The 24590-nt window shown below is 68.6% G+C and carries 24 protein-coding genes and 2 pseudogenes; 8 read left to right on the top strand and 18 right to left on the bottom strand.

All coding sequences use genetic code 11. From position 1 onward, the window contains the following. Window position 1: 1 nt before the first annotated feature. The 8 genes and pseudogenes from ACEOAB_RS22670 to ACEOAB_RS22635 all read right to left on the bottom strand — a co-directional run bounded on the left by ACEOAB_RS22670 (window position 2) and on the right by ACEOAB_RS22635 (window position 7873). A complete protein-coding gene (locus ACEOAB_RS22670) occupies window positions 2-1186 on the bottom strand; it encodes a lipid-transfer protein (RefSeq protein ID WP_413750960.1) in 1185 nt (394 codons plus the stop codon). Between the two features lie 133 nt (window positions 1187-1319). Continuing rightward, entirely contained in the window at window positions 1320-1754 is a 435-nt protein-coding gene (locus ACEOAB_RS22665; RefSeq protein ID WP_495653134.1) for a PaaI family thioesterase, read from the bottom strand. A 22-nt stretch (window positions 1755-1776) separates the two neighbouring features. Further along, window positions 1777-2577 (bottom strand): annotated as a pseudogene (locus ACEOAB_RS22660) (SDR family oxidoreductase); the annotation flags it as partial. An 8-nt stretch (window positions 2578-2585) separates the two neighbouring features. Next, on the bottom strand, window positions 2586-3566 hold the full coding sequence (locus ACEOAB_RS22655; protein ID WP_413751015.1) for a tripartite tricarboxylate transporter substrate binding protein: 981 nt from the start codon (window positions 3564-3566) through the stop codon (window positions 2586-2588). Between the two features lie 33 nt (window positions 3567-3599). Next, entirely contained in the window at window positions 3600-4019 is a 420-nt protein-coding gene (locus ACEOAB_RS22650) for a PaaI family thioesterase (RefSeq protein WP_413751014.1), read from the bottom strand. Continuing rightward, window positions 4016-5518: a class I adenylate-forming enzyme family protein gene (locus ACEOAB_RS22645; RefSeq protein ID WP_413751013.1), complete on the bottom strand. Its 1503-nt coding sequence runs from the start codon at window positions 5516-5518 to the stop codon at window positions 4016-4018. Before ACEOAB_RS22645 ends, ACEOAB_RS22650 begins: the two co-directional genes overlap by 4 nt. Before the next feature lie 98 nt (window positions 5519-5616). Beyond that, window positions 5617-6630: an AraC family transcriptional regulator gene (locus ACEOAB_RS22640; RefSeq protein ID WP_495653133.1), complete on the bottom strand. Its 1014-nt coding sequence runs from the start codon at window positions 6628-6630 to the stop codon at window positions 5617-5619. Window positions 6631-6691: 61 nt separating this feature from the next. After that, window positions 6692-7873: a CaiB/BaiF CoA transferase family protein gene (locus ACEOAB_RS22635; protein ID WP_495653132.1), complete on the bottom strand. Its 1182-nt coding sequence runs from the start codon at window positions 7871-7873 to the stop codon at window positions 6692-6694. 675 nt (window positions 7874-8548) lie between these two features. Between ACEOAB_RS22635 and ACEOAB_RS22630 the strand changes: the two genes are divergently transcribed. Next, a complete protein-coding gene (locus ACEOAB_RS22630) occupies window positions 8549-9055 on the top strand; it encodes a hypothetical protein (RefSeq protein ID WP_413750155.1) in 507 nt (168 codons plus the stop codon). A 66-nt stretch (window positions 9056-9121) separates the two neighbouring features. Here ACEOAB_RS22630 and ACEOAB_RS22625 read toward each other — a convergent pair whose 3' ends face one another. Together ACEOAB_RS22625 and gcvA are read right to left on the bottom strand one after the other, a co-directional pair. Continuing rightward, window positions 9122-10264: a saccharopine dehydrogenase family protein gene (locus ACEOAB_RS22625; protein ID WP_413750154.1), complete on the bottom strand. Its 1143-nt coding sequence runs from the start codon at window positions 10262-10264 to the stop codon at window positions 9122-9124. A gap of 201 nt (window positions 10265-10465) precedes the next feature. After that, window positions 10466-11416 carry a transcriptional regulator GcvA gene (gene gcvA / locus ACEOAB_RS22620; RefSeq protein ID WP_413750153.1) on the bottom strand — a complete coding sequence of 317 codons (951 nt, stop codon included), beginning with the start codon at window positions 11414-11416 and terminating at the stop codon, window positions 10466-10468. 208 nt (window positions 11417-11624) lie between these two features. Between gcvA and ACEOAB_RS22615 the strand changes: the two genes are divergently transcribed. From ACEOAB_RS22615 to ACEOAB_RS22605, 3 genes are all read left to right on the top strand, one after another. After that, window positions 11625-12077, top strand: a complete 453-nt coding sequence (locus ACEOAB_RS22615; protein ID WP_056588918.1) for an Lrp/AsnC family transcriptional regulator — start codon at window positions 11625-11627, stop codon at window positions 12075-12077. A gap of 253 nt (window positions 12078-12330) precedes the next feature. Further along, window positions 12331-13407, top strand: a complete 1077-nt coding sequence (locus ACEOAB_RS22610; protein ID WP_413750152.1) for a helix-turn-helix transcriptional regulator — start codon at window positions 12331-12333, stop codon at window positions 13405-13407. Window positions 13408-13511: 104 nt separating this feature from the next. Then, on the top strand, window positions 13512-13736 hold the full coding sequence (locus tag ACEOAB_RS22605; protein WP_056588913.1) for a hypothetical protein: 225 nt from the start codon (window positions 13512-13514) through the stop codon (window positions 13734-13736). 25 nt (window positions 13737-13761) lie between these two features. On the opposite strand, the gene ACEOAB_RS22600 is transcribed toward ACEOAB_RS22605, so the two are convergent. Then, window positions 13762-14208, bottom strand: coding sequence for a universal stress protein (locus ACEOAB_RS22600; protein WP_007828992.1), 447 nt, complete (start codon window positions 14206-14208; stop codon window positions 13762-13764). Window positions 14209-14288: 80 nt separating this feature from the next. Then, a pseudogene (locus ACEOAB_RS22595) lies at window positions 14289-14836 on the bottom strand (MarR family winged helix-turn-helix transcriptional regulator). A gap of 196 nt (window positions 14837-15032) precedes the next feature. On the opposite strand from ACEOAB_RS22595, the gene ACEOAB_RS22590 reads away from it, so the two are divergent. Next, window positions 15033-16019 carry a tripartite tricarboxylate transporter substrate-binding protein gene (locus ACEOAB_RS22590; protein WP_056588908.1) on the top strand — a complete coding sequence of 329 codons (987 nt, stop codon included), beginning with the start codon at window positions 15033-15035 and terminating at the stop codon, window positions 16017-16019. Between the two features lie 120 nt (window positions 16020-16139). Here the strand turns inward: ACEOAB_RS22590 and ACEOAB_RS22585 are convergent, their stop codons facing one another. From ACEOAB_RS22585 to ACEOAB_RS22570, 4 genes are read right to left on the bottom strand one after another with little or no spacing between them, the layout of a single operon-like run. After that, complete coding sequence (locus tag ACEOAB_RS22585) at window positions 16140-17306, bottom strand: mandelate racemase/muconate lactonizing enzyme family protein (RefSeq protein WP_413750150.1); 1167 nt, start codon at window positions 17304-17306, stop codon at window positions 16140-16142. Between the two features lie 34 nt (window positions 17307-17340). Further along, window positions 17341-18054, bottom strand: a complete 714-nt coding sequence (locus ACEOAB_RS22580; RefSeq protein WP_495653131.1) for an SDR family NAD(P)-dependent oxidoreductase — start codon at window positions 18052-18054, stop codon at window positions 17341-17343. After that, the gene (locus ACEOAB_RS22575; protein ID WP_413750389.1) at window positions 18044-19015 is read right to left on the bottom strand and encodes a Bug family tripartite tricarboxylate transporter substrate binding protein; all 972 of its coding nucleotides are present in this window, start codon (window positions 19013-19015) and stop codon (window positions 18044-18046) included. The genes ACEOAB_RS22580 and ACEOAB_RS22575 overlap by 11 nt, the downstream gene beginning before the upstream one ends. Before the next feature lie 49 nt (window positions 19016-19064). After that, the gene (locus ACEOAB_RS22570) at window positions 19065-20003 is read right to left on the bottom strand and encodes a dihydrodipicolinate synthase family protein (protein ID WP_413750388.1); all 939 of its coding nucleotides are present in this window, start codon (window positions 20001-20003) and stop codon (window positions 19065-19067) included. Between the two features lie 113 nt (window positions 20004-20116). On the opposite strand from ACEOAB_RS22570, the gene ACEOAB_RS22565 reads away from it, so the two are divergent. Further along, entirely contained in the window at window positions 20117-21043 is a 927-nt protein-coding gene (locus tag ACEOAB_RS22565; RefSeq protein WP_413750387.1) for a LysR family transcriptional regulator, read from the top strand. Window positions 21044-21053: 10 nt separating this feature from the next. On the opposite strand, the gene ACEOAB_RS22560 is transcribed toward ACEOAB_RS22565, so the two are convergent. Both ACEOAB_RS22560 and ACEOAB_RS22555 read right to left on the bottom strand, forming a co-directional pair. Further along, the gene (locus tag ACEOAB_RS22560) at window positions 21054-21725 is read right to left on the bottom strand and encodes an RraA family protein (RefSeq protein ID WP_413750386.1); all 672 of its coding nucleotides are present in this window, start codon (window positions 21723-21725) and stop codon (window positions 21054-21056) included. A gap of 18 nt (window positions 21726-21743) precedes the next feature. After that, window positions 21744-22970: an aspartate transaminase gene (locus tag ACEOAB_RS22555; protein WP_413750385.1), complete on the bottom strand. Its 1227-nt coding sequence runs from the start codon at window positions 22968-22970 to the stop codon at window positions 21744-21746. A gap of 136 nt (window positions 22971-23106) precedes the next feature. Between ACEOAB_RS22555 and nac the strand changes: the two genes are divergently transcribed. Both nac and ACEOAB_RS22545 read left to right on the top strand, forming a co-directional pair. After that, on the top strand, window positions 23107-24045 hold the full coding sequence (gene nac, locus ACEOAB_RS22550) for a nitrogen assimilation transcriptional regulator NAC (protein ID WP_056588885.1): 939 nt from the start codon (window positions 23107-23109) through the stop codon (window positions 24043-24045). A 46-nt stretch (window positions 24046-24091) separates the two neighbouring features. Next, entirely contained in the window at window positions 24092-24586 is a 495-nt protein-coding gene (locus tag ACEOAB_RS22545) for an acetyl-CoA carboxylase biotin carboxyl carrier protein (protein ID WP_495653849.1), read from the top strand. The last annotated feature ends 4 nt before the right edge of the window (window positions 24587-24590 follow it).

Below are 24590 nucleotides of genomic sequence, written 5' to 3'. Positions count from 1 at the left end.
GTCAAACGGCCTGGTACAGGGTGACCACGCAGGCGCCGCCCAGGCCCAGGTTGTGCTGCAGCGCGAGGCGCGCGCCCTCCACCTGGCGCTGCTCGGCCCGGCCGCGCAGCTGCCACACCAGCTCCGCGCATTGCGCGAGGCCGGTGGCGCCGAGCGGATGGCCCTTGGACAAGAGGCCGCCCGAGGGGTTGGTCACCACGCGTCCGCCATAGGTGTTGTCGCCCTCGACGATGAAGCGCTCGGCCGTGCCCTCGGGCGTGAGCCCGAGCGCCTCGTAGGTGATGAGTTCGTTGGCGGTGAAGCAGTCGTGCAGCTCCACCACGTCGAGTTCCTCGGGGCCGATGCCGGCGTCCTCGTACACCTGCCGGGCCGCGGCGGCGGTCATGTCGTAGCCCACCAGCTGGCGCATGTCCCGGCTCTCGAAGGTAGAGGGCGTGTCGGTGGTCATCGCCTGCGCAGCGATCGCCACGCGCGTGTCGAGCCCGTGCTTCTGCGCGAACCCGGCCGAGCAGACGACGGCCGCGGCCGCGCCGCAGGTGGGCGGGCAGCACTGGAAGCGCGTGAGCGGATCGAACACCAGCGGCGAGGCCATCACCTCGTCCAGGGTCAGCGTCTGTCGGAACACTGCGAGCGGGTTGCGCGCGGCATGCTGGCGCGCCTTCACCGAGATACGGCCGAAGGTGTCGCGGCGGATGCCGTGCTGCGCCATGTAGTCGCGGCCGGCGCCGCCGAAGAACTGCGCGGCGCGCGGCGCCTCGGGAACGAAGCCCTGCTTGTCGGCCATCACTTCGGCGAAGCGCGCCATCGGCGAGGGGCGGTCGTCGTAGGCGCCCTTGAGTGCGCCGGGCTGCATCTGCTCGAAGCCGAGCGCGATGGCGCACTCGACCATGCCGCTCTCGACCGCCTGGCGCGCGAGGAACAGCGCGCTGGAGCCGGTGGAACAGTTGTTGTTGAGGTTGAACACCGGAATGCCGCTCAAGCCCACGCCGTAGATGGCGGCCTGCCCGGCCGTGGAGTCGCCGTAGACATAGCCGACGTAGGCCTGCTGCACCTGTGCGTAGTCGACGCCGGCATCGTCGAGCGCGAGCTTGGCGGCGCGCGCCCCCATCACGGTGTACGGGGCGCTGGCGCCGGGCTTGGTGAAGGGGATCATGCCCACGCCGACCACATGGACGGGGCGCTGCATACGTGTCATGGAAACTCCTGTGGGGCGCTGTGTCGATGGGATGAAGTCTCGGCCGGCGCGCCGGCTTCAACAATCGCGGATCGGCCCAAAACGATTGGCCGAAACGTTCACCGGCGCACCCTTGGCGCTGCGCTCACGCCGGGTCGCGGTAGCGGAAGGTGCCCATCGCGCGCGCCGCCACGGCGCCACCGGCGTCGGTGACGGTGGCTTCGCAAAAACACACCGAGCGGCCGCCGCCGGTGGCGCGCCCCTGGGCCTGCAGCAGCCCGCCCGCGGGCCGCATGAAGGCGATGTGCATGTCGACCGTGACGACCTCCCGCGCATAGCCCACGCGCGAGAGCGCGGCATGCGCCATGGCGCTGTCGAGCAGCGTCATCAGCACGCCGCCGTGGCCGCTGGCGTGGTTGTTCAGCAGTTCGGGGCGCAGCGTCACCGACACCACCGATTCGCCGTCTTCGGCACGCTCGAGGCGCAGGCCCAGGTGCTCGGAGAAGGGCACGTGGCGCTGCGGTCCGCTGCGCGGCCGGTCGTCGCCTTCTGGCGGTGCGCTCGCGAGGTGCAGGCTCATGGCGTGGCCCCCGCTTCGACGCGGCGGCGGCCGCCGTGAAGTCGCGCGGCCCCGTCAGCGCAAGGCCGCCATCGACCGGGATGACCGCGCCCGTGACGTACGAACCCCAGTCGCTCGCGAGCATCATCGCCATGCGGCTGATGTCCTCGATGCAGCCCAGGCGCTTGAGCGGCACGCGCTCGGCCATCGCAGCCATGGTGTCGCCGGTGGGCGCGAGCCGCTTCAGGCCCTCGGTGCCGGCGATCGGCCCGGGCACGATGGAGTTGATGCGGATGCCCTGCGGACCCCACTCCAGCGCCAGCACCCGCGTCAGCATGTCGACGCCGGCCTTGGCCGCGCACACATGCGCCTGGAACGGCGTCGGCGTGAAGGCCTGTCCGGCGGAGATCTGGACCACGCAGGCACCGGGCTGGCGCAGGTGCGCATGCGCCAGCCGGGCGACGTTGAAGCTGCCCAGGAGGTCGATGTCGACCACCGTCTTGAAGGCGTTGGGCGACATGTCGAGCGCGCTCGCGAGGAAGTTGCCTGCGGCGCCCGAGACCAGCACGTCGATGGGGCCGAAGCGCTCGGCGCCCTGCGCGAAGGCGCACTCCAGCGCTTCGGGCTGGCGCACGTCGGCCGGAATGCCCAGTGCCTGCGTGCCGAGCGCTTCGAGCTGCTGCGCGGCCGCGGCCACCTTGTCGGCCGAGCGGCTGAGCACCGTGAGGCGCGCACCGGCGCGCGCGAAGGCCTGCGCGATGCCGAAGTTGATGCCGCTGGAGCCACCTGCCACGGCCACGTGGCGGCCCGTGAAATCGAATGCGGAAAAGTCCATGGGGTTCATCGCTGTGATCACTCCGGCTTGAAGCCGATCTCGGCCAGCATCCTGCGTTCGCGCTCGAACTGCGTACGGGCGTAGTCGGCATAGCTCTCGCCAGTCATCAGCTTGGGCTGCATGTCGAACAGCTCCAGCTGCTGTAGGTAGGCCGGGTCCGCTGCGGCCTTGCCGAAGGCCGCGTGCAGCCTGGCGGCGATCTTCGGATCGAGGTTCTTCGGCGCCACCAGGCCCACCGGCGACTCGATCACCATGTCATGGCCCAGCTCCTTCACGGTCGGCGCGTCGTAGCGCTTCAGGCGCTCGGCGGTGAAGGTGGCGAGCAGGCGCACCTTGCCGCCCTGCACCTGGGGCCCGAAGCCGGGGTCGCCATAGACGTCGAGATGGCGGCCGATCACCGCCTGGAAGGCTTCGCTGCCGCCCTTGTAGGGCACCAGGTTGAAGGAGGTGCCCGCCTGCCTGGCAAGCCGCTCGGCGTAGATGCGGTTGATGCTGATCGCGCCCACGTTGCCCCAGCTGACGGCGCCGGGACGCCTCCTGGCGTCGGCCAGCAGCTCGGGCAGCGACTTCCAGGGCGCATCGGCGGCCACCACGATGCCGGTGGTGAGGCCGGCCAGTCCGATCAGGTAGCTGAAGTCCTTGAGCGGGTCCCAGCTCACCTTCTGCACCAGCGGTGCGCGGATCACCGAGTTGTGCATGACCGCGATCGTGTAGCCGTCGGCCTCGTGCATGGTCGCCAGCGATGCGGTGCCGGTGACGCCGCCCGCACCCGGCTTGTGCATCAGCACGATGGGCTGGCCCAGGTCCCTGGAGGCGGCCTCGGCCAGCGTGCGGAAGATCGGGTCGAAGGAACCGCCCGGCGGAAATGGCAGCACGAGCAGGATCGGCTTGTTCGGGTAAGGGTCGGCGGCGAAGGCCGGGGTGGCCGTGCTGGCGGCGAGGGCGATCAGTGCGCCAAGCGCGCCGCGCCGGCCGAGCGAGCGGAAAGTGCGATTCATGGTGTGGTGTCTCCTGTCGTTTGAATTCGCGGTTCAGGCGGCCTGCGGCAGCGGCAGGTAGCGAAAGGAACCCTGCGCACACGCGACCACGCGGCCGGCGTCGTCGGTGACCGAGGCGCGGCACCAGGCGATGCCGGCGTCGTGCTGCACCACTTCGCCGTCGGCCGTGAGGCGGCCGCGGCCCGGTGCGTGGAAGCTGGTGTTGAGGCTGAGCGTGACGGCGGTGCGCGCAAAGTCGAACAGCGACACCGCGGCGCTTGCCATGGCCACGTCGAGCAGCGTGGCCAGCACGCCGCCATGCACCGCGCCGATGACGTTGCCGAGCTCGGGCCGCTCGTCGATCACGAGGCGTGCGCGGCCGCCTTCGGAGAATTCGCGGCGCGCCTCCAGCAGCCGCATGAACGGCACCTGGCCGAACAGGTTGCGGCGGTCCGCGCCCGTGACGGGCGTCATGCCCGCACCCGTTCGCGCAGCACGTTCTTCAGCACCTTGCCGGCGGCCGACAGCGGCAGCTCGCGCAGGAAGCTGATGCCGCGCGGGCACTTGTAGCCTGCCAGGCGCCCGCGGCACCAGGCGCGCAGTTCGTCGGCATCGGCACGGGCATCGTCGGCCAGCACGACCGCCGCATGCACCGCCTCGCCCCAGCGCGCGTCGGGCACGCCGATGACCGCCGCCTGCTTCACCTGGGGATGGCTGCGCAGCGCGGCTTCCACTTCGGCGCAGTAGACGTTCTCGCCGCCGCTGATGATCATGTCCTTCAGGCGGTCGACGATGAACAGGTGCCCGTCGGCCAGCATGCGGCCGGCATCGCCGGTGTGCAGCCAGCCGTCCTTCAGCGCCGCGACCGTGGCCTCGGGGTTGCGCCAGTAGCCCTGCATCACCATCGGCCCGCGTGCCAGTACCTCGCCGACCTCGCCGCGCGGAAGTTCGCGGCCGCTCTCGTCCGCGACGATGATCTCGGCGCCCAGGCCGGCGCGGCCCACCGAGTTCAGCCGGCCGAGCACGCGCGCATCGGGCCGGTGATTCGAAGGCAGGTTGATGCACACGGCGCCCGCGGTTTCGGTGAGGCCGTAGGCCTGGAAGAACTCGGCATGCGGCCATGCCGCCAGCGCGCGGTCGAGCAGGTCGGGCGGCATCGGCGCGGCACCGAAGGCGATGCGCGTGAGGCTGCGCACGCGCTCAGGCGTGAACGAGGGATCGTCGAGCAGCGACTGCAGCATGCTGGGCACCACGACGATGTCGCCGATGCGGTGCGCCGCGATGGCCTCGATCACGGCGGCGGGCCGGAACTGCGCCATCGTCACGCAGCTGCCGCCAACGATCAGCTGGCCCACCAGGCGGCCGAGGCCGGCGACATGGAACAGCGGCGCCACCAGCAGCGACACCGAGTCCGGCGCGTTGTTGAGCTCGGCGCCGCGGGTCATCGATGCGGTCCAGAAGTTCGCGTGGCTCAGCATCACGCCTTTGGAGCGGCCGGTGGTGCCGCCGGTGTAGAGGATGGCGGCAAGCGCGTCGCCGCCGGTGCGCGTGTCGGGCAATGGCTCCAGCGCCGCACCTTCGTCTTCGAGCGTGCCCAGGCGCGCGAGCGCGGGCGCGTCGGGCGGTGCCAGCGCCTGCAGGGTTTCATCGACGAGCAGCAGCGAGGCCTCGCTGTCCTGCAGCGCATGCGCGAGCTCGGGCGTGCTCCAGCGGACGTTCAGGGGACAGGCGACCGCGCCCAGCCACCAGCACGCGAGGATGGCGCGCACCAGCTGGTCGCTGTTGGGCGCGAGCAGCGCCACGCGGTCGCCGCGCGCGATGCCGCGCCGGGCCAGCGCGGCGGCCTGGCGCGCGACGCCGTTCGCCATCTGCGCATGCGTCTGTCGGCGCACGCTGGTCTCGCTCAGGTGGGTGAGCGCCGTCATGTCGGGATGGCGCTGGAGCGCGCGATGCAGGCCTTGGGTCAGGTACACGATGAATCCGCCGGCTGGTTGCGAAGATGCGGCACAGCTTAGGCGGCACCGCGTCTCGCACCCATGGCGGGAAGCGCCAAAGGGCTTGGCGAAACCGCTCAGCGCTCCGGACCGTGCGTCAGCCGGTATTCGCCGGGCGCCACGCCGGTCCACTGCTTGAAGGCGCGGTGGAAGGTGCTGGCTTCCGAGAAGCCCACGCGGTTGGCGATGTCGAGCAGCGGCAGCGGCGTGTGCAGCAGGTAGTCGATGGCGGCGTCGCGCCGCAGCTCGTCCTTGATCTGCTGGAAGCCACGGCCTTCGTCGCGCAGGCGCCGGCGCAGCGTCTGCGGCGTTACCGCGAGCGCCTCGCCCACTTCCTCCAGCGACGGCAGTTCGCTGCCCAGCCCCTTGCGCAAGAGCCGGCGGATGCGCTCGGTCAGGCTGCTGGTGTCGCGGTACTTCACGATCAGGTTAGCCGGCGATCCGGCGAGGAATTCGCGCAGGCTCTGCGGCGACTGCACCACCGGCAGGTCGAGCCAGCGCGCCTCGAACGACATGCCGACGTGGGCCTGCCCGTAGCGGATCGGCACCTGGTAGACGCGCGAGGTTTCGGTGTTGGTCTGTTCGGCCGTGTAGCCGACTTCGAGCAGCGGGATGCGGCGTGCCACCAGCCACGACGAGGCATTGAAGGCGAACAGCATGAAGGCCTTCACCGCGTAGTCCAGCCGTGCATCGGAAGCGCGCCGCAGCACGAACTGCACATGCGCGCCGCCGCCTTTCACCGTGAGACGCGGCACGAAGTCGTGCAGCAGCAGGTGGTAGGAAGCGAAGCCTTCGCGCAGCGCCTCGCCGAGCGTGGCGCTGCGCACGAGCCGGCGCATGCATTGGCCGAAGCTGCCCGGAGGCAGCGGGCAGCTCAGGAGGCCCCAGATCTCGTCGCGCAGTTCGCGCCGCAGCGCGCGGATCAGCAGCGCGTACTGGCGCTGCGAGATGCGCGCCAGCGGCGATTCCAGCAGCGAGGGCGCGATGCCCGCCCAGGCCAGCACGCGCGCCGCATCGACGCCGCGATGGCGCGCGCCCATCAGGATGCTGTGCACCTGCTGGATGGCAACGGTGTGGTGGGTGGGCGTCATCGATGGCGGCCGCTGCGACCCGGCCGGTGGGATTGTAGGCAGCGACCCTGCGCCGGGCGCTTCAGCCGATGGCGCCGGCCGCCCGCAGCGCGGCCACGGCCGAGGCGTCGAGTCCGGCCTGCCGCAGGATCTCGTCGGTGTGCTCGCCGGCGCGCGGGGCAGGGCGTGCGGCGCACGGTTCGAAGCCGGTCATCTTGATGGGACAGCCGAGCTGCGGCGCCGCCGCGGCATCGGCCGCCATGCGCATGCCGCGCGCGCGGAAATGCGGATGCGCCAGCGCCTCGTCGATGCGCAGCACCGGCGTCACGCAGCCGGCGCCGTCGTGGAACAGGCCGCGCCAGTGCGCGAGCGGACGCGCGCCGAAGATGGCGGCGAGCTCCGCGCGCAGGCGTTCCTCGGTGGCGGCATCGCCGCTGCGGTGCAGGGGCGCGAGATCGGGGCGCTCGAGCAGGCGGCACAACTCGTTCCAGAACTTCGGCTCCAGCGCGCCGATGGCAAGCTGCCTGTCGTCGGCGGTGCGGTAGAAGCCATAGCAGGCGAGCGCGCCCGTCAGCGCGCCGTGGCCGATGCGCGGCACCTCGCCATGCTGGTGCAGGCCGGCCAGGGGCAGCACCGCATGGGCCAGCACGCCATCGGCCATCGCGATGTCGACATGCCGCCCGTGCCCGCTTCGCGCGGCATCGAACAGCGCGGCCAGGATGCCGGCCACCGCGCTCATGGTGCCGCCCAGCAGGTCGGCCACGGGCAGGTTCGACAGCGCCGGACCCGCGGCATTGCCGATCTGGTCGGCCACGCCGGCGAGCGCCGCGTAGTTCAGGTCGTGCCCCGGCGTCTCGCACAGCGGCCCGGTCTGGCCGAAGCCGCTGATGCTGCAGTAGACGATGCGCGGGTTTACGGCCGCCACCGCTTCATAGCCGACGCCCAGCCGCTGCATCACGCCGGGCCGGAAGCCCTCGACCAGCACGTCGGCCTCGCGGCACAGGCGCAGGGCGTGGCCACGCTGCTGCGCCTGCTTCAGGTCGATGCGGATCGCGCGCTTGTTGCGGTTGACGAGCGCGCGCACGGCGGGGCTCGCATAGTCGCCAGCGCCGGTGTCCTCGATCTTGACGACGTCGGCGCCGAGGTCGGCCAGGTGCATGGCGCCGAGCGGCCCGGGCAGCAGGCGGGTGAGATCGAGCACGCGTACGCCGGCGAGCGGCGCACCCTTGGACGTGCTCGCAGGGGATTCGGGGGAAGAGGTCATGTGGGCAGCAATCTAGGCGGTGCGCAGCATCGCGGCAATGGCGGCACTGCTCCCGGCGATTGGCGAAAAGCGTCAGGCGGCTGCGTCGCACGGCCTCGGAGGTCGCGGAGATATTCGACACCGACCAGGGCAGCCAGTTCATGAGTGCTACAAGCGTAGTACATACGACACAACGAAATACAAGCAAGATCGAAGTCGCCTTCATAGTGCTTTCCCGCGATCTCCGGCGCCTTGCGAAGTCGCCCCCGACCGCCAACTCAGGCCGCTCTTCGGTCACTCACCGAAGGGCAATCGGAGCACCGTTGTGTCATTGCTGAAAACGAACACCGCCTTTGTCGATCCGCTTTCTGGCCACAACCGCCCCGAGAGGCTGTGGAAAGCAGAAAAAAGCAAGCCATATTCCTGCACATCGGTCTCACCCGACGCACGGGACAAGGACACTTTTTGGTTAATGCCCTGTAACGCCATTGAAGTCGATGGTTCGCATCGCGATGCGTGTCGCCTTCCTGGATTGCCGGCCGCAAAACGAGAACGTTCATTGATCAAGCGGTGCACGCACCGAGGGCGCCAGCTCCCGCATGCAACCGCACATGAATGCATTCACGCATGCATTCAATCGAACATGGCTGGATGACAGCCAACCACTACTAGAGGAAATGATTTAACTGAGCAGACTTGTCGAAGAACAACTTCGCCACCGCGCGCACCTCAGCGCGACGGGCCAACATTTTGGCCGAGCTTGCCCCTCTCCCAGTGACGTTTCCGGCGACGTCAGAAGGGCATGTCATGTTCACACGTTACGCCATCCGCACGCTGCTTTGCGTTGCTGCCGTCCCCGCGATCTCCGATGACTCGGCGCCCACCCATGATCGCGTGTTTCTGAGCAAGACCGAGATCGAGAGCACCTTGATCGGCAAACCCATCGTTTCAAACAATCTTGCGACCGGCATGGTCTCGAGCTGGCAGTTCTACCCCGACGGCCGTGTGGACTTCGCCAATCGAAGCGGCCCCGGCCGAGCGTCGGGCAAATGGTTTCTCAACCCCGATGGTGCGATGTGCGTGACGATGATTTCGCGAACCGGGTGCCGTTACTGGTTCAGGATCGAAAAGGACGGCGCCCTCGCGAATGCCAACACCAGGGAGCCGAACGCGCCTACGGTGGCCGAGATACGGTTTGAGTAACGGCGCAAAGCGACAACCCGCCAAGCCGGGAACACACCGGTGGCATGAGGTCGGCCAGAGAGCCGGTCAGGCGTGCGCGGGCTCGCTCTTGGGCCTGGGCGCAGGTGCGGGCGACGCCACGCCGAGCCCCTGGTAGTAGTGGCCGACCTTGGTGGCGAGGAACTGCCCGAGCGGCGCCTGCTCCTGGCCGACGAAGCCGCGCGTGGGGAGCTTGCCTTGCCGCAGCAGCTCGAACACGCCGACGACGCCGGCGGCCGTGGTCAGCTCGATGGCGGTGCGGTCCTTGCCGCGCAGCGGCGCTCCGAACACCCGCCCGACGCGCGTCTCCTGCTCGAAGCGGCCGTCGCGCCGGCCCGAGGCCGAGGCGAACAGGATCACCACGTCTTCGCGGCTGTGCGGAACGGCATGCTCCAGCACCTGGCGCAGCAGGTCGCGGCGCTCGATCAGGCGCAGGTCGTGCAGCAGGAAGTTCATCGCGTCGCAATGGCCGGGATAGCGGATGGTCTTGTAGTCGAGGTTGCGCACCTTGCCCGCGAGCGTCTCGCACAGCGTGCCCAGGCCGCCGGAGGTGTTGAAGGCTTCGAAGGCCTCGGCGTCGAGCGTGAAGGTCTCGTGCCCTTCCATCGGCTGCACCGACACCAGCTGGCCGTTCACGATGGCGTCGCACGGGTTGCAGTACTCGTTGATGACGCCGTCGATGCTCCAGGTAAAGTTGTAGCGCAGGCTGTTGGTGGCATTGCGCGTGAGGGCGCCCACGCGCAGGCGCAGGTCGTAGAGCTCGTCGAAGCGGCTGGCGAGGTAGCCGCCGAGCATGCCGATCACGCCGGGCGCCAGGCCGCTCTGGGGCATGAGGACCGAGGTGGCCGTCTTCGAGATTTCGCGGATGGCCTTGGTCGCCGCCACGTCCTCGGTGAGGTCGAAATAGTGGACACCGCATGCCGCCGCTTCGGTGGCCACGCGCTGCGCGAGGAAAAACGGCAGGCAGTTGATCACCACCGAGTGCGCGCGCAGCGCCGTGCGCAGGTCCTCGGTGCTTTCGACGTCGAGCGCAATGCGCCGCACCAGCGGATCGCTTTCATCGCCGCGGCCCGGCCTCACGTCGGCCAGCGTCACGGGCAGACGGTGGTACTCCGCGATCATGTCGGCCACGGTGCCGCCGACCTTGCCGGCACCCAGGACCAGCACATTTTCGATCTTCACTTTCGTCATTTCGTCTCTCCTGCGGGGCACCGTTGCCCGGTGAAAAGAACTGTAGAAGCGAGTCTTGACGGATGGTAGAGAGCAGATCGGCGAAAGGGCTGTGCGCTTCGTCGTTTCGACGACGCGGTTCGTCAGGTTGGGTGCCTCCAATCCCGATCTCGAATGCGTGCTTCTTGCGATCCTGTTTGCCCAGCCGCTGCTGGAGGCGGTTCAACGTCTGGCGGCCGCAGGCGGGGTGCGCGATTTCGGCGAGGCACCCGACGGCCGCGACGCGGCCGCCTCGGCCACCAGCCAGTCGCGAAACGCCAGCACCAGGCGGTTTTCGGCGGCGACTTCCGGCACCACCACGTAGTAGGCCCGCTGCGTCAGCAGCGCCTCGCGGAACAGCACCACCAGCCGGTCGGAGGCCAGCTCTTCTTCGATGAGGAACTTCGGCACCAGCGCAACGCCGAGGCCATTCGCCGCCGCTTGCGCGAGCATGGCGAAGTGCTCGAAGCGCGGGCCGCGCATCGCGTGCGCGGCGCTCACCTTGACCTGCTCGAACCACTCCGACCACTGCATGGGGCGCGACGACTGATGAAGAAGGCACTGGCCCGCAAGGTCCTCGCGCGTGTGGATGCCGCTGCGGCGCTTGAACTCGGGGCTGCACACCGGGACCACGCTCTCCCCGAGCAGATAGTCGCAAGAAGCGCCTGGCCAGAAATCGGCGCCGAAGTGAATCGCCGCATCGAAGGGCTCGCGCGCGAAATCGAAGGGCTCGGTCCGCGCTGCGAAGTTGACCGTCACGCCCGGATGCAACGCGGCAAAACGCTTCATGCGCGGAATCAGCCATCGCGTTGCGAATGTCGGGAGCACCGCGAGGTTGAGCACCTCTCCCATGCCGCCCATGGTCACTACGCGCTGGGTGGCGTTGGACACGCTGTCCAGGCCGCCGCGAAGCTCGGCCGCATACACGCGGCCGGCGTCGGTGAGCACCACGCGCTGCCGCACGCGATGAAAAAGCGCCGTGCCCAGTTGCTCTTCCAGCAGCTTGATCTGCCGCGAAATGGCGCTCTGCGTCAGGTGGAGTTCCTGCGCGGCTCGCGAAATGCTGGCGTGGCGCGCCGCGCTTTCGAAGGCCAGCAGCTGGCCCATGGGGGGAAGAAATTCGCGTCTGAGCATGATGACCAAAACGTAAGATCGCTGGCGGCATTCTTGAATGAAAGGTGGCGCGTGATGGCCTGCGTTGATTCCAGTTTGACATGAAACCGTTCCGGCTTTTCGCTGTCCATCGATCGCTGCATTGACGATGGCGACGCGCCTGACGCCGGCGCCCGGGCATCCGCTTCGCCCGGGTCACAATCCACTCATTTCCGCTGCAGGGGCCGCCATGGACCTACGACTCGACGACCTGGACCGCCATCTGTTGACGCTGCTCCAAGCCAACGCCCGCGAGCCGGCCGCCAACCTCGCGCGCAAGCTCAAGATCGCACGGACCACCGTGGTCGCACGCATTGCTCGGCTGGAGCGCGAGGGCATCGTCTCGGGGTACGGCGTGCGCCTTGGCCAGCGGCTCGAACAGGCCGCGGTGCGAGCCTTCTGCGGCCTCAGCGTCAATGCGAAGAGCGCCTCCGCGACCATCAAGGCGCTCGAGCGGCTGCCCGAGGTGGAGGAAGTCTGGGCCGTGAGCGGCCAGTTCGACTACATGGTCCTGCTGCGGTGCGGCACCCCCGAACAGCTCGACAAGCTCCTCGACCAGATGGGCCAGATCGACGGCATCAACCAGACGCACACCTCCATCGTGCTGAGCCGCAAGATCGACCGCCGCAGCACGGTGGAGTGAATGGCCAGCCCCATGGATATGACCGCGATACCGACGCCTTCCTCGGCGTGCCGATCTGCGCCAAGAGTCAATTTTTCCTGCGCTTATAGGCAAGTCCATCGAGGAAAAATCGATTTTGTGATTATTCTCTCGCCCAAAAACCGAGTGAAGGGAGGGCGGGGCGAAAGAGGAAACATCGGGCACACCCTGCAATGGCTGTGATTCCGATGCCGGATCGAAAACAGATCGCGGACCTCGGTCGCCCTGCCGCGCGATGATTTTCAACCGATGGTCGACGCTGCACATCGAGCCGAAGCGCCGAGCGGAATTCTGGCGCGAGGCGAGCCAGAAGGCGAAGACGCCGGTGACCCCGAACGTGCCGTGGCCCGACGATTTCGAAGCCACGCTCACGACGCGCGGCTTCGAGGAGCTGGCGCTCAACCATGTGCAGGTCTGCTCGCCGCACGACGTCGAGTGCACGCCCTCGGACCTGGCGCGCCTCGAACGGCCGTTTCTCTTCATCGATCTCTATACCTCGGGGAAAGGCGACGTTCTGCAACTCGAACGAGGCATGCAGGCGGCGCCGGGGCAGCCGTTCCTGATCGACGGCAGGCGTGAATACCGGCTCGACCATCGGCAGTCGGTCAGCATGCTCGCATTGGCCGTGCCCTTTGCGGCGCTGGGTCCTCACGCGAGTGCCATTGAAAGCCTGATTGCCCGCCCCCAGCCGCAAAACGCCGCACTCCACCTTCTGGCCGGCCAGATGCGCATGCTCAGCGCGTGGCCGCATGCGTTCGAAAAGGCCGAATCCGAGAGGTTGTCCGATCTGCTCGTCGGGGCCGTGCACGCCGTTCTTCTTGGCGCAAGGGAAGGGGAGCTGACGACGGTTCGCAGGGAGCGCAGCTTCTTCAGGCGCAAGGTGCGGCAGGTCGTCGAGCAGATGTATGCCGATCCCGCCCTGAATCCCCAGGTCGTCGCCGAGAGGCTGGGCATCTCGGTGCGCAGCCTGCATGCGCGGATGGCCCAGGACGGAACGACTTTCGGCGCCGAGCTGATGGCGCACAGGCTGGAGCGGGCCCATGGCCTGTTGCGAGGAGCCCGGCGCGGCAGCGCCACGATCGGCGAGATCTGCGCCCGCTGCGGCTTTGTATCGGCTGCGCATTTCTCTCGGCGTTTTCGAACTCGTTTCGGCATGGCGCCGAGCGCGGTCATGGCCGATGGCGAGCGTGAATGCGCGGTCGGACACGCGGAATGCGCTGCCGAGCATGAGGAGCCGGTGGCTCAGCCTCAAACGTCTTCATGCTCGCGTCCTCCCCGCGACCCATCGTCTGCGGAACCGAATCCGGAATGACGCCCCCGCGATGCAGCCACCGGCTGCTTGCCCCCTACGAAATGACCAGACCACACAACAACCACCGCGGTACCTCGGCAGGAGTGCTCACAGGAGCCCTTGCGATGAATATCGAGGAAATCTACGCCCAGTTCAGGGTCCCCGTTCGAAGAGGGGCGCGGGTGGAATTTCAGGGGAAGCCGGGAACGATCACCAAGGTGTATGGCCTGGCCGTGCGCGTCCGGCTGGACGGAATGACTCTTTCCAGGCCGTACCTCCTGAGTGAATTGCAATGGCTGGATCAGGAGGCTCGGGAGCCCCAGGCAGGCGGCGAACCGAGCCTGGCCTGAACGGGCGCCGCCAGCGGCGAGCTGCCTATCGCAGCACCAGCACCGGAACGTGCGAGTGCGTCAGCACATGCAGCGTCTCGCTGCCCATCAGCAGGCGCGCCAGGCTGCGCCGCCCGTGCGAGGCCATCACGATCAGGTCGCACTGCTGGTTCTTCGCGGTCGCGATGATGGCTTCGGCGACCTGGTTCGACTTCATGACGATGGCTTGCGCGTTGCGAACCCCCTTGCCGAGCGCGAGGGCCGCGACCCTGTCGACCAGGTGCTGCGCGGCCTGGTCGGTTTGCGCTTGCGAGGCCTGGATGTCCCGCTGGCTCAGCATCATCGAGCCTTCGAAGTAGCCGACGGGCTCGATGTGCGCGACGGTGACGCCCACCAGTTCCGCATTGGTCAACAAGGCCAGCTCGATGGCGGTGTTGACCGCTTGCTCCGACAGCGCGGAGCCGTCGGTCGGGACAAGAACACGCTTGTACATGGCACGCTCCTTGGCCCCCGGCACCGCGGGTGCCCTCATGGTCCAGTCTAGTTCGCGATTGCGGCCATGCAAGGGCGCCGTCAGCCCCCGCGCTCCGGCCACCGATGCCGAGTCCCTCCCGAACGGCGGTCCGCCTTCTCCGCGACCACCCCCTGTGCAAGCAACTGCACCCCACGCTGTTCCAGATGCCGCAGGCACTGCAGGAAGATGTCGAGGTGCGCAGGCTCGATGCCTTCCAGCAGTTCCGTGTTCAGCTGCGCGATCCGCGGAAACAGCCGGCCGAACAGCTGCCGGCCCGAAGCGCTCAGCTGCACATGCACCTCGCGCCGGTCCTGCGCGTCCTGCCGCCGCTCCACCAGCTTCTTCTCGACCAGGCTGCGCAGTCCGCGCGAGGTGCGCACCCGGTCCAGGTGCAGGTGCATGGCGAGCGTCGACGAGGTCATCTCGCCCTCCTGCGCGAGCGTGGCGACCATGCCCCACTCGCGGCGCGTGATGCCGAAGCCCCCTCGACCAGGCGGGTCGCCATGCCGCTGCCCGCGCGCACGGCGCGCGACAGCCGGTACAGCAGCAGATCGTCCAGGGAGCGGGGCGAGCGCAACGCTGCTGCATCGGGAAAAGCTTGTTGCATAGGAATGACGGAAGGGAGAAGGGGCAGGAAATGTGGTTCGCCCGCCTCGGCGGACGGATGGTGAATTAGATCAACTGTTTGTGTATGCGTATAAACCGGTAACAAATTTGAACGAATGGAAACAGTCCAGGCGCGCGATTTTCGCCGTGAAAGCCGCACGCGCCCCCGTTCACGACAACTGCCCGCAGGAGAACCGATGCCCGCATTTCTTTCCAGGCGCAAGCTCATCATGGCGTGGGGCGTCGCCCTGGCCGCTTGCGCTCCCTTGGTCCACGCCCAGGCGCCCGCCGCGCTGGAGGGCGGACCGCTCACGCTCGTGGTCGGCTACGCCGCGGGCGGCAGCACCGACCGCATCGCGCGGCTGATCGCCGAGCGGCTGACGCCGAAGCTCGGCATCCAGGTGAGCGTGGAAAACCGTCCGGGCGAGGGCGGCCGGCTCGCGGCCAGGGAAGTGAAGCGCGCCCCCGCGGGGCAGAACGTGCTGATGCTCGGCAACCCGGCCGTGATGGTGGTCGCGCCGCTGGTGTTCAAGGACGCGGGCTACGACCCCGACAAGGACTTCGTGCCCGTCTCGCAAGTCAGCAGCTACGACTTTGCACTGGCGGTCGGCAACAAGCTCCAGCTCGACCGCGCGATGTTCCTCGTGGGCCGACTCTGGGCGCACCCTGAAGAGGCGGTCTTCGGCGTGCCGGCCACCGGCAGCCTGCCCCACTTCTTCGGCCTGATGGTGGGCGATGCGCTGAGCGTGCAGCCCGAGATCAAGGGCTATGGCGGCTCGGCGCCGCTGTCGGCCGACCTGAGCGGCGGCAGCCTGCCGATCGCGATCGACACGCTCGACTCGCTCTATCCGCAGCACGTGGCCGGCAAGATCCGCATCCTGGCCACGTCAGGCAAGAAGCGCGCGAGCTTCGCGCCCAACGTTCCCACCTTCCGCGAAGCCGGCATGAAGATCGATGCCGACGGCTGGAACACCTTCTTCGCGCCCAGCACGATGGCGCCTGCCAAGGTGCAAGTGCTGGCCAACGCGATCCGCGACGTCATGAAAGACCCGGGGCTGCAGAAGGCGGCCGACGCGCTCTACATCACGTCCGTGGTCAGCAACGCGGCCGAGACCGCGCAGATGCTCAAGAACTATCGCCAGCAATGGGAACCGGTCGTGCGCCGCTCCGGCTTTCATCCTTGATACTCCCCCAGGCTTCGCGCACTTCGTGTCGCTTCGCCTACCCCCTCGCCGGGGGCGACACCTGCGGCCCGGCAAAGCCGGTTCCGCGGTGCCCCACGAACAGACCGGCCGTGCTTGCTTTCAGGCTGCTAGTGCGCGCATCTCGGCGATGAGGTCCGCCTTGCCCTCGAAGCCGATGCCCGGCAGCGGCGGCAGCGTGACGTAGCCGTTGTCCACCTTCACGCCGTCGGGGAAGCCGCCGTAGGGCTGGAACAGGTCGGGGTAGCTCTCGTTGCCGCCGAGGCCGAGGCCGGCCGCGATGGCCAGCGACATCTGGTGGCCGCCGTGGGGAATGCAGCGCGAGGGCGACCAGCCGTATGCCTTGAGCATCTCGAGCGTGCGCAGGTATTCGACGAGGCCGTAGCTCAGCGCGCAGTCGAACTGCAGCCAGTCCCGGTCGGGCCGCATGCCGCCGTGGCGGATGAGGTTGCGCGCGTCCTGCATCGAGAACAGGTTCTCGCCCGTGGCCATGGGGCCGGCGTATACCTCGCCGAGCTTGGCCTGCAGTTCGTAGTCGAGCGGGTCGCCGGCCTCCTCGTACCAGAACAGCGGGTACTGCGACAGCGCGCGGCCGTAGTCGACGGCCGTTTGCAGGTCGAAGCGGCCGTTGGCGTCCACCGCCAGCTGCTGGCCGGGGCCGAGGATCTTCAGCACCGACTCGATGCGTTCGCAATCTTCGGCCAGCGTGGCGCCGCCGATCTTCATCTTCACCACCGAGTAGCCGCGCTCCAGGTAGCTGGTCATCTCGCGCTGCAGGCCTTCCAGGCCCTTGCCGGGGTAGTAGTAGCCGCCCGCCGCGTACACGAACACGCGCGGGTCCGGCGTGCCGGTGCCGTAGCGGTCCGCGAGCAATTGGTACAGCGGCTTGCCGGCGATCTTGGCGGTGGCGTCCCACACGGCCATGTCGATGGTGCCCACGGCCACCGAGCGCTCGCCGTGGCCGCCGGGCTTCTCGTTGATCATCATGCGGGCCCAGATCCTGTGCGGATCGAGGTTGTCGCCGGTCTCGTCGAGCAGCGACGCGGGCTCGGCCTCCAGCAGGCGCGGCAGGAAGCGCTCGCGGATCAGCCCGCCCTGGCCGTAGCGCCCGTTGGAGTTGAAGCCGTAGCCGATGACGGGCTTGCCGTCGCGGATCACGTCGGTGACCACGGCCACGAGGCTCAGGGTCATCTTCGAGAAGTCGATGTAGGCGTTGCGGATGTCCGACTTGATGGGACGCGTGGACTCGAGGATGTTGACGATTTTCATGGTCGGTGGTTCTGGAGAAGAAAGAGGAGACAGGTCAGCGGTGCAGCGACGAGCCGCCGCAGATCGCGATGTCCTGCCCCGTGATGGCCGCCGCGTGCGGCGACAGCAGGAAGGCCGCGAGCGCGGCGATTTCCTCGGGCTGGATCAGCCGGCCGATGGGCGGCAGGCGCGGCGCGCTGCCCGCGCGGGCGGGGTCCTGCAGCATCGAGGTCTGCGTGGCGCCGGGCGACACCACGTTCACGGTCACGCCCTGCGCCGCGACCTCCGCGGCCCAGCTGCGCGCGAGCGCGATCAGCGCTGCCTTGGTGGCTGCGTACTGGCCGCGGCCGGGCAGGCCCTGCGCGACGCGGCTGCCGACGAACACCACGCGGCCGCGACCGCGCGCGGCCATCGCGGGCACGAGCGCGTCGGCCAGCCGCGTGGCCGCGTCGACATGCAGGCGCCACATCAGCTCGCCGCCTGCGTGGTCGAGCGCGCCCAGCGGGCCGACGCGCAGCACGCCGGCCGCGTGCACCAGCGCTTGTGCGTCTTGCAAGTCGCCCGTCGCACGGGCGATGGCGCCGGCATCGCACAGGTCGACCGCTACATGCGCGAAGCTCGCGTGAGACAGCGTGGGATCGGCCAGGTCGAGCCCGCTAACGCGCCAGCCTTCTTCGAGCAGCCGCGAGGCGATGGCGCGGCCGATGCCGCCGCTGCTGCCCGTCACCACAGCGTGTGGAGGCAAGGACGGGGCGGCCTCATTCGACATGGATGTTGCCCTCCACGATGATCTTCTTCGAGCGTTCCATGTCGGCCTGCTGGAACTTGACGAAATCGTCCACGCTGCCCGGCGTGAGCAGCAGGCCCTGCGCGTTCAGCGTCTCGCGCATGTCGGTGCCCAGCGCCTTGTTGACCTCGGCGTTCAGCCGCTGCGTGACGGCGGCCGGCAGCTTCGCCGGACCCCACAGGCCGTACCAGCTGTAGAACTCGTAGCCCGGGATGCTTTCGCCCACTGTGGGCACGTTCGGCAGGCTCGCGGCGCGCGCGGCCGAGGTGACGGCGATCACCTTCAGCATGCCGCTCTTGTGGTACTGCAGCGAACCGAGGATGGGGTCGATGAAGCCGTCGATCTGCCCGCCGATCAGGTCCTGGAACGCAGGCGCGGTGCCCTTGTACGGCACGATCAGGTAGTCGAGCCCGCCGCCCGCGCGCTTGAGCAGCTCGGTCGACAGGTGGCCCGCCGATCCGATCGAGCCCACCGCGAAGGTCATCTTGCCGGGGTGCGCCTTGGCATACGCGATGAGCGACTTCACGTCGCTCACCGGCAGGTTCTTGTTCACGGCCACCGACAGCGGCGCCTTCGCCACCAGCGCCACCGGCGTGAAGTCCTTCACCACGTCGTAGGGCACGGACTTCATGGTCATCGGCGCGGTGGTGAAGGTCGAGGCGTTGAACAGCAGCGTGTAGCCGTCGGCCGGCGCCTTCGACACCACGTCGGCGCCGATGATGCCGTTGCCCCCGGCGCGGTTCTCCACGATGAAGCTCTGGCCCGTCTGCTCGCCGAGCTTCTGCGCCAGCAGGCGGCCGATGGTGTCGAGCGTGCCGCCCGGCGGAAACGGGATCACCATGCGCACCGGCCGGCTGGGCCAGGTCTGCGCGAAGCCGGTGGTGGATGCGGCGGCCAGCGCGAGGGCGGCCAGCGCGGTGCGCAGGAAATGATTGCGTTGCATGTCTCTTGTCTCCTTGTGGTTTTCATCGGGGCACCGCGGCCCCGTGGGCTCAGCGCTTCGAGAGGCCCGCCTGCTCGACGGCGGCGCGCAACGCATCCATCTCGCGTGCGTTCGGCGCCTCTGTCGGCGGGCGCACGGTGGCGTTGTCGAGCACGCCGGCCAGGAACATGCCGCCCTTCATGCGCGCATGCGCCTCGCCGGTCGGCTCGCCGCCGCCGTACACCGCGTCCTTCAGCGGCGTGATGAGCGCCTGCACCGCCATCGCCTTCTTCAGGTCACCGGCCTTCACCGCGTTCCACAGGTCGATGATGAGTTGCGGGATGAAGGTCGCGAAGCCGACCAGCGCGCCATCCACGCCTTGCACCATCGAGGCCAGCAGATACTCGTCGTGGCAGGTCAGGATGGCCTTCGACGCATCGGCCTCGCGGATCGCCTGGATGTCGCGGGCGTACTTGTTCATGTCGCGCTGGCCCACCTTGAAGGCCTGCAGGTAGGGCAGGCGGGCCAGCTCCGCCAGCAGATGCGACGAGTACGAGGCGCGCGTCCACGCCGGGTACACGTGGCAGACCAGGTCCAGCTCCGGTGCGGCGCGGTGGATGGCCTCGAAGTACTGCAGCGCGTGGCCGGGCGTGAAGCCGAAGCGCAGCCAGTGGTGCGGCGGCATCACGTCGAGCGCCACGGCGCCTGCGGCCTGCGCGGCGCGGGCATGCTCGGCGGCCTCGACCAGGCCTTCGCACACGATCGACGAGATCACCGGCATGCGGCCGCGCAGCTCGTCGGCCACGATGCGCGTCACTTCGGCTCGTTCGGATGGCGTCAGCGAGAACACTTCGCCGGTGTGGCCGTTGGTCATGATCGCCACCACGCCGTCATGCCCCGCGAGCCACGAGGCCAGCTTGCGCAGCGCGGGTTCGTCGATGCGGTGGTCGGCTGTGAATGGGCAGGAAATGGCGGGAATGATCCCGCGATAATTCGCGATGGAAGGCATGCTGTGTCTCCGTGGTGGTTCAAGGTGCAGGAATGGGGTGCATCTTTTGCCGGCGGGGCGTGGGCCGTCCAATACTCGAATTGCATACAACTATTCAACCGACCGCGCTGCGCATGGGACCCGGCAACCGACCGCTCGACCTGGAATGGCTGGAAGATTTCCTGGCCCTGGCCGAGTCCGGCAATTTCTCGCGTGCCGCACAGGCGCGCTCCATCGCGCAGCCCGCGTTCAGCCGGCACATCCGCTCGCTGGAGGAGTGGGTCGGCGTCGACCTGTTCGATCGCAGCGCGCACCCGACCGCGCTCACGGCGGCGGGCAAACGCTTTCAGCCCTTGTTGCAGGAAGTGCTGGCCGGCCTGCAGGCCGCGCGCATCAAGGCCCGCGCCGCGCACGACCTCGACGCAGCCAGCCTGAGCTTTGCAGCCACGCACGTGCTGTCGCTGACCTTCTTCCCGCGCTGGCTCGGCACTGTCGAATCGCGCCTGCACACGGGCCCGATCCAGACCGTCTCCGACAGTTCGTACGCCTGCGAAGACCTGATGCTGCAGCGCCGCGTGCAGTTCGTGCTGTGCCACGGCCATGCGGGCGCGCCGGGGCGGCTCGACGAGGCGCAGTACCCGGTGCAGCGGTTGAGCGAAGACGTGCTGGTGCCGGTGTCCGCGGCGGACGCGAAGGGCGCGCCGCTGCACGTGCTCGGCACGGACCGGTCGCCCGCCGTGCTGGCCTACAGCGAGGCCTCGGGCCTGGGGCGGATCATGCGAGCGATCCAGGACAGCGAGTTCGGCAAGGACTTCGCCGCGTCGCTGTCGGTGGTCTTCACGGCCCACCATGCCGCGCTGCTGCGCACCATGGCACTCGAGGGCCGCGGCCTCGCGTGGCTGCCGATGAGCCTGGTGGCGGAAGACCTGCGCAGCGGCGCGCTGGTCGATGCCGGCGCGGGCGGCTGGCGCGTGCCGGTGGATATCCGCCTGTACCGCCAGCAGGCGCAGATGGCGCCGGTGGCCGAGGCGTTGTGGGGGCTGGTCAGCGAGGGCGGCTGATCAGTCCGTTTCAGTTGGCGCAGCGCGCCTCGAGCGCGTCGAGGAAGGAACGGTCCCAGCGGCCCTCCTTCATCGCCTGGATCGTGCGCGCTTCCGTCTCCAGGTGCGCGCGGGCTTTCTCGATCAGCAGCTCGGCCTCGTCGGGCGAGAAGGCCATCAGCCCGTCCTGGTCGCCCACCACGATGTCGCCCGGGTTCACGATCATGCCGCCCACCGACACCGGCACGTTGATCTCGCCGGGGCCATCCTTGTAGGGGCCGCGGTGGTTCACGCCGCGCGCATACACCGGGTAGTCGCGCTCGCGGATCTCGGCCACGTCGCGCACGGCGCCGTCGAGCACCAGGCCCACGGTGCCGATGGTCGCGGCATAGAACGACAGGATGCCGCCGATCACTGCGTTCGTGACGTCGCCGCCCGCGTCGATCACCAGCACGTCGCCGGGCCGGCAGAACTCGAAGGCGCGCATCGGCGTGAGGTTGTCGCCGCCGCGCGTCTTCACGGTCACAGCCGTGCCCGCCATGGTCTTGTGCCCGGGGCGGTGGTACGGCTGCAGGCCCACGCTGCCGATGTTGCGGTGCATGTTGTCGCTGAGCGCGGCCACCGGGATGTCGTGCAGCGCGGCGATGATGTGCGGCGCCACCTGCGGGGCCGACGGGTTCTTGCGGATGGCTTTGTAGGGCATGGGTTCGTCCTTGTGAATTCAGTGCAGTGCAGCCACGGCGCGCGCGATGCGCTTGCAGCCTTCTTCGAGCGTCTCGATCGACGTGGCGATGGACAGGCGGAAGTACGGCGACAGGCCGTATGCGGTGCCCGCGACCACGGCCACGCCCTCGCTTTCGAGCAGGTACATCACCACGTCGCCGTCTTCTGCCAGGCGCTTGCCCTCGGGCGTGGTCTTGCCGATCAGGCCGCCGCAGTTGATGTAGAGGTAGAAGGCGCCGGGCGGCGTGGCGCAGCCCAGGCCGGGAATGGCGTTGATGAGCGCCAGCGTGCGGTCGCGCCGCTGCCTGTACACGGCCACGCTCTCGGCCACGAAGCTCTGGTCGCCGTTCAGCGCGGCCGCGGCGGCTGCCTGGCTCACCGAGCAGCAGTTGCCGGTGGACTGTGACAGCAGGGTGTCCAGTGCCTTGATCAGGTCCACTGGCCCGGCCGCATAGCCTATGCGCCAGCCCGTCATCGCGTAGGTCTTGGAGACGCCGTTCACGATCAGCGTGCGGTCGCGCAGCGCAGGCGCCTCCACGAGGATGTGGGGCGTCGTCTCGCCGTCGAAGCGGATGTGCTCGTAGATCTCGTCGGTCATCACCATCACCTGCGGATGGCGCATCAGCACCTCGGCCAGTGCGCGGTATTCGGCGGCCGTGTAGCTGGCGCCGGTCGGGTTGCTCGGCGAGTTGATCAGCAGCCAGCGCGTGCGCGGCGTGATGGCCGCCTCCAGCTGCGCGGGCGTCAGCTTGAAGCCGTTTGCCTCGGGGCAGGCCACGGTGACGGGCGTGCCCTCGCAGGCCAGCACCATGTCGGGGTACGACACCCAGTAGGGCGCGGGAATGATCACCTCGTCGCCCGGCTCCAGCGTGATGGCGAAGGCGTTGTAGATCGCGCTCTTCGCGCCGCTGGTGGCGATGATCTCGTTCATCGCATAGCGCAGGCCGTTCTCGCGCTCGAGCTTGGCGGCGATGGCTTCGCGCAGCTCCACCGTGCCCGCCATCAGCGTGTAGCGCGTGGCGCCGCGCTCGATGGCAGCGGCCGCGGCCTGGCGGATGTGGGGTGGCGTGTCGAAGTCGGGCTCGCCCACCACGAGGTTCACGATCGACTTGCCCTGCCTGCGCAGTTCGTTGGCGCGGTCGGCGGCCGAGGTGCTGGGCGAGGGCTTGATGCGCCGTACGCGGGCGGCAATGCGGGAGGCAACGTGGGAGGTGGTGGCTTGCATGGACCGAACGGTACGCACATCGAACCGGCGAGGCCAAGACGACTTTTCACTGGTCGTATAGGCGCAGCTTATGGTGAGTCCCCCTACCGGCCGCGCAGGGGCGGTGCTAGGCTTGGCTTTTGCTTGGGGACAAGGCGTGAACCTGCGACGCCTCAAATATTTCGTGAAGATCGTGGACATCGGCAGCCTCACGCAGGCCGCCGAAGTCCTTTTCATTGCCCAGCCCGCGCTGAGCCAGCAACTGGCCACGCTCGAGGGTGAGGTGCGCCAGCAACTGCTGGTGCGCACCAAGCGCGGCGTGACGCCCACCGAAGCCGGCAAGGTGCTGTACCGCCATGCGCAGATCATCCTGCGCCAATGCGAGCAGGCCCGTGTCGACATGGAGGCAGCCGGCGAAGGGCTGTCGGGCCAGGTGTCGGTGGGACTCGCGCCCGGCACGGCCGCATCTGCACTGTCGTTGCCATTGCTGCGCACCGTGCGTGCGCGACATCCGGGCATCCTGCTGTACCTGAACGAGAACTACGGCACCACGCTGAGCGAACTCATCATGAACGGCCGCATGGACCTGGCCGTGCTCTATGGCGACAAGGCCATCCATGGCCTCACCTTCGTGCCGCTGCTCAAGGAGCCGCTGTTCCTGGTCGGGCCGGCCGCGATGCCGGCGCCCTCGCAGCCGGTGAAGCTGGCCGACCTGCGTGACATCGAGCTCTTTCTGCCGCGCCCGTACAACGTGGTGCGCAAGCTGGTCGACGCGGCCTTCGTGCGCGCGGGCATGGTGCCGCGCGTGGTGGCGGAGATCGAATCGGCCTTCACGCTCACCGCCGCCATCGCCGACGGGCTGGGCGCCACCATCCTGCCCGCGTCGATGGCGCGCGAGGTGGTCGCGAGCTGCGGGGCCTGGCAATTCCCTATCGTCGACCCGGTCATCGAGGCGCCGCTGGCGCTGTGCCAGTCCGACCATCTGCCGCTGTCCGAACCCGCGCAGGCCGTGAAGGACATCCTGCTCGAACTCGTGGTCGACCTGGCCGGCAAGGTTGCGTCGACGCCCGAACCCGAGCTTGCCGCGCTGTCATAAGCCGGCCTTATCCCGGCACAGCCATTCCGTCTTGGGCTTTGTGCCCATGGCCCGTTACCTTTCATGCATGCCGTCACGCGTTCGCGGAACGCGTCGGCCACCACAGCCCCGGCATGAAGCAGGAACAGATCAAGACGCTCATCGACGCTTTGGCCGCATCGGACCTGGCGGAGTTGGAATTCAGCGAGAACGGCAGCACGCTGCGGCTGGTGAAGCTGTCGGCGCTGGCGGGCGCGTCCGCTGCGCCGAGGCAGCCTGCCGCGCGCAGGTCGCCGAGGCACTCCCCGAAGAAGCAGCGCCGCTCGACGCTGCCGAATGCCTCGCCCCCTTGCACGGCGTGGTGCACCTGCAGCCCGCGCCCGGCGAACCGCCCTTCGTGCAGCCTGGGCAAGCCGTGGAAGCGGGCCAGCTGCTGTGCGTGATCGAGGCGATGAAGATGTTCAACGAGGTCCGCGCCGAGCGCGAGGGCACCGTGCGCCAGGTGCTCGTGCGATCGGGCGAGGAAGTGGAAGCGGGGCAGCCCCTGTTCCGCTTCGAATGAGGAG

It is taken from the genome of Variovorax sp. Varisp53, from assembly GCF_059491555.1.
Note: the sequence above shows the minus strand (reverse complement) of the source record. Positions and strands in the feature narration are given on the sequence as shown.

What these genes read in the sequence shown, in the direction of transcription:
- gcvA (WP_413750153.1), bottom strand. Translation starts at nt 11,416, where the DNA reads ATGCTCAGACGCGAATTTCTTCCCCCCATGGGCCAGCTGCTGGCCTTC.
- ACEOAB_RS22600 (WP_007828992.1), bottom strand. Translation starts at nt 14,208, where the DNA reads ATGTACAAGCGTGTTCTTGTCCCGACCGACGGCTCCGCGCTGTCGGAG.
- ACEOAB_RS22650 (WP_413751014.1), bottom strand. Translation starts at nt 4,019, where the DNA reads ATGACGCCCGTCACGGGCGCGGACCGCCGCAACCTGTTCGGCCAGGTG.
- ACEOAB_RS22670 (WP_413750960.1), bottom strand. Translation starts at nt 1,186, where the DNA reads ATGCAGCGCCCCGTCCATGTGGTCGGCGTGGGCATGATCCCCTTCACC.
- ACEOAB_RS22585 (WP_413750150.1), bottom strand. Translation starts at nt 17,306, where the DNA reads ATGAAAATCGTCAACATCCTCGAGTCCACGCGTCCCATCAAGTCGGAC.
- ACEOAB_RS22580 (WP_495653131.1), bottom strand. Translation starts at nt 18,054, where the DNA reads ATGTCGAATGAGGCCGCCCCGTCCTTGCCTCCACACGCTGTGGTGACG.
- ACEOAB_RS22570 (WP_413750388.1), bottom strand. Translation starts at nt 20,003, where the DNA reads ATGCCTTCCATCGCGAATTATCGCGGGATCATTCCCGCCATTTCCTGC.
- ACEOAB_RS22625 (WP_413750154.1), bottom strand. Translation starts at nt 10,264, where the DNA reads ATGACGAAAGTGAAGATCGAAAATGTGCTGGTCCTGGGTGCCGGCAAG.
- ACEOAB_RS22655 (WP_413751015.1), bottom strand. Translation starts at nt 3,566, where the DNA reads ATGAATCGCACTTTCCGCTCGCTCGGCCGGCGCGGCGCGCTTGGCGCA.
- ACEOAB_RS22545 (WP_495653849.1), top strand. Translation starts at nt 24,092, where the DNA reads ATGGCCCGTTACCTTTCATGCATGCCGTCACGCGTTCGCGGAACGCGT.
- ACEOAB_RS22590 (WP_056588908.1), top strand. Translation starts at nt 15,033, where the DNA reads ATGCCCGCATTTCTTTCCAGGCGCAAGCTCATCATGGCGTGGGGCGTC.
- ACEOAB_RS22665 (WP_495653134.1), bottom strand. Translation starts at nt 1,754, where the DNA reads ATGAGCCTGCACCTCGCGAGCGCACCGCCAGAAGGCGACGACCGGCCG.
- ACEOAB_RS22555 (WP_413750385.1), bottom strand. Translation starts at nt 22,970, where the DNA reads ATGCAAGCCACCACCTCCCACGTTGCCTCCCGCATTGCCGCCCGCGTA.
- ACEOAB_RS22635 (WP_495653132.1), bottom strand. Translation starts at nt 7,873, where the DNA reads ATGACCTCTTCCCCCGAATCCCCTGCGAGCACGTCCAAGGGTGCGCCG.
- ACEOAB_RS22610 (WP_413750152.1), top strand. Translation starts at nt 12,331, where the DNA reads ATGATTTTCAACCGATGGTCGACGCTGCACATCGAGCCGAAGCGCCGA.
- ACEOAB_RS22575 (WP_413750389.1), bottom strand. Translation starts at nt 19,015, where the DNA reads ATGCAACGCAATCATTTCCTGCGCACCGCGCTGGCCGCCCTCGCGCTG.
- ACEOAB_RS22560 (WP_413750386.1), bottom strand. Translation starts at nt 21,725, where the DNA reads ATGCCCTACAAAGCCATCCGCAAGAACCCGTCGGCCCCGCAGGTGGCG.
- ACEOAB_RS22615 (WP_056588918.1), top strand. Translation starts at nt 11,625, where the DNA reads ATGGACCTACGACTCGACGACCTGGACCGCCATCTGTTGACGCTGCTC.
- ACEOAB_RS22605 (WP_056588913.1), top strand. Translation starts at nt 13,512, where the DNA reads ATGAATATCGAGGAAATCTACGCCCAGTTCAGGGTCCCCGTTCGAAGA.
- ACEOAB_RS22640 (WP_495653133.1), bottom strand. Translation starts at nt 6,630, where the DNA reads ATGACGCCCACCCACCACACCGTTGCCATCCAGCAGGTGCACAGCATC.
- ACEOAB_RS22565 (WP_413750387.1), top strand. Translation starts at nt 20,117, where the DNA reads ATGGGACCCGGCAACCGACCGCTCGACCTGGAATGGCTGGAAGATTTC.